Below are 7,136 nucleotides of genomic sequence, written 5' to 3' on the forward strand. Positions count from 1 at the left end.
CGGCCGGCAGCGGCGCCGGCTCGCTGAGGTCCAGCGCCGCCACCCGGTAGCCCTGCGCGGCCAGCAGCCGGCACGCCGCGCTGCCGATGGCGCCGCCGGCGCCGGTCACCATTGCCACGGCCATCTCAGCGGCGCTCCGCAGCGGTGTGGCCGGCGATGCGGCCGAACACCAGGCCGCGCAGCACCGAGGTGCCGCCGCAGTAGTTGCCGAAGTACATGCCGGCGGTTTCCCCGGCGGCGTACAGGTTGCGGATCGGCTCGCCGTCGACGTTGATCACCCACGCCTGCTCGTCGGTCTTCAGGCCGCCGAAGGTGAACACGTTGGCGGAGATGATCGGGTAGGCCAGGTACGGGCCCTTATCCAGCGGCAGCGCCCAGTTGCTCTTCGGCGGGGTCAGGCCCTCGGTGGCCAGGCCGTCGAGCTGCAGCGGGCGGTACTCGCCGAGGCGGCAGGCGGCGTTGTACTCGGCCACGCTGCGCTCCACCGCTGCCACCGGCAGGCCGAGCCTGGTCGCCAGTTCGGCCAGGCTCGCGCCCTCGATGGCCGGCTGGTCGGTGCGGATGCCCAGGCGATAGTTGGGGATGTCCTTGACCTTCTGGTCGAGGATCACCCAGGCGATGCCGTCGGTCTGGGCGAAGATCTTGCGGGTGACGCGCTCGTACCAGGCATCCACGGTGCCCGGCGCCTCGTCGGTGAAGCGCAGGCCTTCCTTGTTGAGCAGCACGCCGTAGGGAAAGATGAAGATCGACGGCTCGGAGATGCCCGAGCGCGGGTCGACCGGCTCGGCGTGGTAGCTGCCGTACTCGCCGGCGGCGGCGGCGCCGATCTCCAGCGCCATCTGGATGCCCTCGCCGCGGTTGTAGTAGCCGCCCTTGCACACCGGGCGCATGAAGGAGGCGCGCGGGCCGACGTAGCGGCTGAGCATCTCCAGGTTGCCCTCGAAACCGCCGCAGGCCAGCATCACCGCGCCGCCGAAGCGGATCTCGCCGCGCGCCGGCGAATAGGCACGCAGGCCGACCACCTCGTTGCAGCCGGCGGTGAGCAGGCCGCGCGCGGTGGTCTCGTAGAAGAACTCGGCGCCGAGCGCCTCGGCACGCGCCGCCAGCGCCTCGACGATGGCCTCGCCGCCGCCCACCGGCAGCAGGCGCGGCTGGGTGCTGGTGAGGAACTGGGTGGGCAGGAAGTCGAACTTCACCCCGTTGTCCTTCAGCCACTGCACGGTGCCCGGCACCTCGGCGGCGAAGGTGCCGATCACGTCGGCGTCAATGGCCGCCAGCGCGCGGGTCTGCACCGACCAGGCGCTGCGCTCGCTGAGGCTCTCGGCGACGAAGTCCGGGTCCTGGTAGTAACCGGAGTTCTCCGCCAGGAAGGCGTCGAAATCGTCGGTCACCTCCTCGTGGCTCTTCATGCGGAAGTAGGCCTCGGTGAAGCGCGTCTGCCCGCCGCGCTCCTCCTTCTTCGCCCGCTCCAGCACCGCCACGCGCAGGCCGCTCTCCGCCGCCGACACCGCCGTGGACAGCCCCGCAGCACCGCAACCCACCACAATCAAATCGAAATTCAGATCGGTCATTTTTGAGCCTCCCTCTGGTGGTTGTTACGATAGGAAGGCGCCGACCGCGGAACGAGGCCGGCCGAGCTAATGGGGCATTAGAAAATAATGAAGAGCCGGATCGACAAACTCTGGGCCATGCAGGTGTTCACCCGCGTGGTGGAATGCGCCAGCTTCAACCGCGCCGCCGAATCGCTGGACATCGCCAACGCCACGGTGACCGCCAGCGTGCGCAACCTGGAGACCCACCTGGGCGTCACCCTGCTCAGCCGCAACACCCGCACCCTGCGCCTGACCGACGCCGGCGAGCGCTACTTCAAGCACTGCGTCGAGCTGCTGCGCCAGGTCGAGCAGGCCGAATCCGAGGTCATGGAGCAGACCGCCAGCGTCCAGGGCCAGCTGTGCATCGAGTCGCCGGCCGCCTTCGGCAAGGACGTGGTGGCGCCGCTGCTGACCGAGTTCGGCAATCAGCATCCGGGGCTGAGCATTGCCCTGCGCCTGACCGACCATCCCGAAGGGCTGATCGAGAGCGGCACCGACATGGCGATCCGCATCGACTCGGTCAACGACGCCGACCTGGTCGCCCGCCCGCTGTACCAGGCCCACTACGTCGCCTGCGCCACCCCCGCGCTGCTGGAGCGCCTGGGCACCCCGGAGCACCCCAGCCAGCTCGACCCCGCCCAGTGCCTGGGCCTGTTCCCCAAGAGCAGCTACACCCCGGCGCGCTGGTCCTTCACCCTCGGCGAGGAAGCCCACGACCTGCAGCCGATGGGCAAACTGAACTTCAACAGCACCGACGCGCTGATCGACGCCGCGCTGGCCGACCAAGGTTTCATCTACGTGCTGGACGTGTTCGTCAACCGGCTGCTCTCCCAGGGCAAGCTGGTGGAACTGTTCCCCGAGTGGCAGACCTACGGCCGCACCTTCTTCACCGTCACCCCCAAGTCCCGCTTCGTCGCCCCGCGCACCCGCGCCTTCATCGAGTTCCTGCTGGCAAGCCTGGACGCCCAGCGCCGCCCGGCACCGGGGGCGAGTGTGGGGTTGCATGTGGGGCGACGGGGGCGGGGGTGAGGGCTGGATGGCTTCCAAATCCCCTGTAGGGGCGAATTCATTCGCCAACGCGGCCATGTCAGGCGAATGAATTCGCCCCTACGGACCGGGAAACTCGCTCCACGCGACTGCGCACCCAGCCCATCGCACAAGAGCCACTATGATATCCTTTAACCGGATATCCACCTGACAAGGGTCAATATAGTGGACTTCTCATTCGCAGACCGCAGCGAAATCCTCCAGGAACTCGGGCAGCGTCTGCGCCTTCAGCGACTGGCCCAAGAGCTGACCCAGCAGGAGCTGGCCGGCATGGCCGGCGTCGCTCCCGGCACCATCAAGAAGCTGGAGAGCAACGGTACCTCCTCGCTGGAAACCGTGGTGCGCGTGGTGCAGGCCCTCGGGCTGACCGATGAGCTGCAGGCGCTGTTCGTGCTGCCCAGCCAATCCATCGCCCAGATGGAGCAGGCCGAACAGGCCCGGCAGATCCAGCGGGTACGGGCGCCGCGGAGAAAGCGCCCATGAAAAAACTCGACGTCTACTACTGCGGCTGGGGCGAGCACTGGCGGCTGGGCACCCTGGCCGACAACGGCACCAGCCTGCTGTTCGAGTACTCCCCCGAGGCACTGGCCCAGAAACTGGAGCTGTCGCCCCGCCACCTGAAGTTGCGCGCGCAGGCCTACGGCGGCTTTCCTGCCTACCAGCACCGCCTGCCGGGACTGGTGGCGGACGCCCTCCCCGATGGCTGGGGCCTGCTGCTGATGGATCGGCTGTTCCGCAGACAGGGCATCAGCCCCGGCCCGCTCGACCGCCTGGCCTTCATCGGCGACCGTGCGCTGGGCGCGCTGAGCTTCGTGCCCGCCGCCGACACGCCACTGCCGGAAGCCGACCTGCAGCTGCTGGCGCTGGCGCAGGAATCGCAGCAGGTGCTCGCCGGCGAGGAATCCGCCGTGCTGATGGAGCTGGTGCTCACCGGCGGCTCGCCGCAGGGCGCCAGACCCAAGGCGCTGGTGCAGTACGACCCGCAGGCGCAGCAGGTCAGCACCCTGCCCGGCGCCCCCGGCGAACCCTGGCTGGTGAAGTTCCAGGCCCAGGGCGAGCACAAGGAGGTGTGCGCCATCGAGAACCTGTACGCCGAACTGGCGCGCGCCTGCGGGCTGCGCATGCCCGCCACCACCTACTTCGACCTGTCGCCCAAGCTGGCCGGCTTCGGCATCGCCCGTTTCGACCGCGCCGGTGAACAGCGCGTGCCGGTGCACAGCCTGGCCGGTCTGCTGCATGCCGACTTCCGCCTGCCCTCGCTGGATTACACCACCTTCCTGCGCGCCACGCGCCTGATGACCAGGGACCAGCGCGAAGTGGAACAGGCCTTCGCCCATGCGGTATTCAACGTGGTGTTCCACAACCGCGACGACCACGCGAAGAACTTCGCCTACCGGCTGGACAACGACCGCCGCTGGCGACTCGCCCCGGCCTACGACCTGACCTTCAGCCAGGGGCCGGGCGGCGAACACCAGACCGACATCTGCGGCGAAGGACGCCGCATCACCCGCACCCACCTGCTCACCCTGGCCAGCCAGGGCGGAGTAGAACCTGCCGAAGCCAACGCGATCATCGAGCGCATCCTCGAACAGGCCGGGCTATTCCGCCAGCGGGCGAGCGGACACCCGATCCGGCGCAACACGGTGGCGCAGATTGCCAAGGTGATCGAGGAGTGTCGCAGTGCGGCGGCATAGACGGACCTGCTTCCCGGCCGGTCTATCAGGCCCACTACGTCGCCTGCACGCCCCCAGTTGGCCACCCTCAGTTCTCTGCACTAATCTTGAGAACTGCCGAATGCCGTAAACGAAGTGAGCTTCCGCCATGGTGCTTCACACCCAACCTCTTCGCAAACCTGCACTCCAGAGCCGTTTCACCGCCAAACCCGGTATGTTATCCACCACCATCTGGCGTCTATTTGTAGCTTGACGTTATGAGAAGGGGGAGCACTATGAGGCGCAGCTTGGGAATTTTCGCGTGCATAATGGTCGGATTTGGCACGGCAATTGCTGACGAAGCGGCTGCGCGCAAGTACCGCGACTACACACCGGACCAAATAAGTAAACTATCAAAGGAAGCTCTCAACTCCGAAGTGCCGATGATGTACACATGGGCCGCTCAGCGCGGGCTATCCGTCGGCTCCGAGCTACTTTTCGGAATGGAGCTCAATCGCCTGATGTATCCCGGCCTCCACGACCTCTCCACAGCAATCAAGGCATTTCAAAGCGACCTCGGAAACAAACCGACTGGAGCACTTACGGTCTGGGAGATACACCAACTCGAACGACGCGCACAAATGCAGCAGCTAGCTACCCTAGGGTTTCCTGAACAGTTCTCAAGTTTCACCACGGAAAATTCGGCCTTCGTAGAAGGCACAATGATCATCGTGGATGACAAGATTGCTTGGCCTATCAATCATGTTCGCGTCTCATGCGATCGCAACGACGGCCTGTGCACCCTATCTCAGATTCATCTATCCACTCCTGATGAAAGCTCTTGGGTCCAGATGTATCACGTCGTGGAAAGTATCGACGAAACCTACGAGGTAGCGCGATGGGATAAAGATATGATTGAGTCCCATCCTCTCGGCACCAGCGATGACTGCAGGAGCACGAGCTTGAGTTTCAACTTCAAAACAAAGGAGTTTTACTTCATAACTCGCAACGCTGGCGGCGACTGCAAGCTGATGCTCGGCGGGGAACTAGAAAAATTGTCTAAGCCTCGCGTTGCACAAATCATCGAGGGCCAGAAGATCATTCAAGACAAATTCGGAGAGATGCAGAAGGCCGCGTATGACGTTCTTTCTAGCGACTTCCGCAAACGCGTTGAGCAGCTCGAGGAGAAGAGCAAGGCAAAATGACGCCACGCCACAGTTGCACTCGACGTGCCTCGCCCCACTCGGCCGCGCGTAAACTGCGGCGTTGGGCGAGAACTTAAACGGATGAATAGTGCGTTTGGCTGTGTGAGCGCTGATGAGTGGAGGCTGAGGCTACCCCCAAACCGAGCCAGCCTGTTGCCAGAGGAATGCTCGTTCGAGGAAATCATCGAGAAGATTCAGGCGAGCACTCAGCTCTTGCAGGTTCGGAGGCAGGGGTCAAAGAAGCACGCTGGCTACTACCGCGTAGCGATAGTGCTTAGCGTAGATAAGTGCGCACTTGATCTCCTCCACAACTCAAGATGCGGCTACCGCGCTCAATACTACCTCGACACGGAACTCGGCGAAAAAGCCAATGCGTATGCAGTTAATATTCTTTGCGCACGAATAAAGCAGTTACTCCACACTCATCCAAAGAGAACCTGCCCAACGGATTGGGTAGAAAAATCACTATTGCAGGCCCAGGCGAAGATATGGATACACCAAGGGACATGGCTTCGAAATAACCAAAAATCGGATCGAAACCTGTGCATAGAAAGGTGGATCGGGGAGCTTGCATCAGCGGATGAGAATCGTCAAAAGAAGGCGAGATGGGCTATGTTAACTCCAGGCGACGAGAATCGTCTGGACATAAAGGGCGGATTCATCACCAAAGAGTGCGATCCACTGCAGGAAAACTTGAAACCCGAGCGATCTGAAGAAATTTGGGGCTTGGGCTTTACATGAGCACTCATCAAATCACCAAGGTCTTCCAACTCGAAGCGCTATCAAGTCGCTGCTTTGATTCGAATGCGGCCATCCGGAAACAGTAGCTTTGGATCGAATTCTAATGGGCCACGATCTCGGAGTAGGGGGCTGCCTCATCGGCACGCCCCACTCCACTCCGACACCACTCAAGACACCGCCCGCCCCTCCCCCACCACCCGCAACAACTCCGGCAACACCTGCTCCCAATCCCCCACCACGCCGACGCTGGCGACCTTGAAGATGTCCGCCGCCGGGTCCTTGTTGATGGCGACGATGCGGGTGTCCGGGCTGATGCCGGCGAGGTGCTGCGGGGTGCCGGAGATGCCGACGGCGAGGTAGACGTCCGGGCTGACGAACTTGCCGGACACGCCGACCTGGCGCACCACCGGGACCATGCCGGCGTCGACCGCCGGCAAGCTGCCGCCGACGCTGCCGTCCAGGCGTTCGGCCAGTTCTTCGAGCAGGGCGAAGCCCTGTTCGTTGACCCCGCGCCCGCCGGACACCACGATGCGCGCGCTCTCCACCGGCGGCAGGCGCTGGCCGCTGGTGCTCTCCTCGACCGCCAGCGGCGCCGGCAGGACGGTGTCCAGTTGCAGTCGCTCGCACGGCGGTTCGGCGGTGCTGTTCAGCTCGGCCTTGCCGAGGCGCAGGCAGGCGACGGCGCTGCCGGTCGCCTGAGTCATGCCCAGGCGCAGGCGGCCGCCCCAGGTGGCGCGTTCGGCCTCGATAACTGCCTCCGTCCAGCGCAGCGCGCTGCAGCGCCCGAGGGGCTGGGCGTCCAGCGCCGCCGCGAGGTGCGCGGCCAGTTCCTCGCCGTCGGCGCCCGGCGGCACCAGCAGCAGGCGCTGCGCGGCTTCGGGCTGGCGGCGCACGGCGTC

Annotated in this window: 7 protein-coding genes; 4 read left to right on the forward strand and 3 right to left on the reverse strand. The window is 64.7% G+C overall.

Features of this window, described 5'->3' with window-relative positions; translation table 11 throughout:
* Together E5198_RS19785 and E5198_RS19790 are read right to left on the reverse strand one after the other, a co-directional pair.
* A partial coding sequence (locus E5198_RS19785; RefSeq protein WP_305956078.1) for an SDR family NAD(P)-dependent oxidoreductase occupies window positions 1-124 on the reverse strand: 124 nt, incomplete at its 3' end.
* A 1-nt stretch (window position 125) separates the two neighbouring features.
* Window positions 126-1,571, reverse strand: coding sequence for an FAD-dependent oxidoreductase (locus tag E5198_RS19790; protein WP_136491643.1), 1,446 nt, complete (start codon window positions 1,569-1,571; stop codon window positions 126-128).
* A gap of 87 nt (window positions 1,572-1,658) precedes the next feature.
* On the opposite strand from E5198_RS19790, the gene E5198_RS19795 reads away from it, so the two are divergent.
* The 4 genes from E5198_RS19795 to E5198_RS19810 all read left to right on the forward strand — a co-directional run bounded on the left by E5198_RS19795 (window position 1,659) and on the right by E5198_RS19810 (window position 5,496).
* The gene (locus E5198_RS19795) at window positions 1,659-2,621 is read left to right on the forward strand and encodes a LysR family transcriptional regulator (protein ID WP_256659208.1); all 963 of its coding nucleotides are present in this window, start codon (window positions 1,659-1,661) and stop codon (window positions 2,619-2,621) included.
* Window positions 2,622-2,804: 183 nt separating this feature from the next.
* A complete protein-coding gene (locus tag E5198_RS19800; RefSeq protein ID WP_136491644.1) occupies window positions 2,805-3,122 on the forward strand; it encodes a helix-turn-helix domain-containing protein in 318 nt (105 codons plus the stop codon).
* Window positions 3,119-4,333, forward strand: coding sequence for a type II toxin-antitoxin system HipA family toxin (locus tag E5198_RS19805; RefSeq protein ID WP_136491645.1), 1,215 nt, complete (start codon window positions 3,119-3,121; stop codon window positions 4,331-4,333). Before E5198_RS19800 ends, E5198_RS19805 begins: the two co-directional genes overlap by 4 nt.
* A gap of 254 nt (window positions 4,334-4,587) precedes the next feature.
* Window positions 4,588-5,496 carry a hypothetical protein gene (locus E5198_RS19810; RefSeq protein WP_136491646.1) on the forward strand — a complete coding sequence of 303 codons (909 nt, stop codon included), beginning with the start codon at window positions 4,588-4,590 and terminating at the stop codon, window positions 5,494-5,496.
* Between the two features lie 908 nt (window positions 5,497-6,404).
* On the opposite strand, the gene E5198_RS19815 is transcribed toward E5198_RS19810, so the two are convergent.
* A partial coding sequence (locus tag E5198_RS19815; protein WP_136491647.1) for an electron transfer flavoprotein subunit alpha/FixB family protein occupies window positions 6,405-7,136 on the reverse strand: 732 nt, incomplete at its 5' end.

It is taken from the genome of Pseudomonas sp. A-1, assembly GCF_004801855.1.
In the GTDB taxonomy this organism is placed as follows: domain Bacteria; phylum Pseudomonadota; class Gammaproteobacteria; order Pseudomonadales; family Pseudomonadaceae; genus Geopseudomonas.

Coding starts and splice junctions, on each gene's coding strand:
- E5198_RS19790 (WP_136491643.1), bottom strand. CDS start 1,571: ATGACCGATCTGAATTTCGATTTGATTGTGGTGGGTTGCGGTGCTGCG.
- E5198_RS19795 (WP_256659208.1), top strand. CDS start 1,659: ATGAAGAGCCGGATCGACAAACTCTGGGCCATGCAGGTGTTCACCCGC.
- E5198_RS19805 (WP_136491645.1), top strand. CDS start 3,119: ATGAAAAAACTCGACGTCTACTACTGCGGCTGGGGCGAGCACTGGCGG.
- E5198_RS19810 (WP_136491646.1), top strand. CDS start 4,588: ATGAGGCGCAGCTTGGGAATTTTCGCGTGCATAATGGTCGGATTTGGC.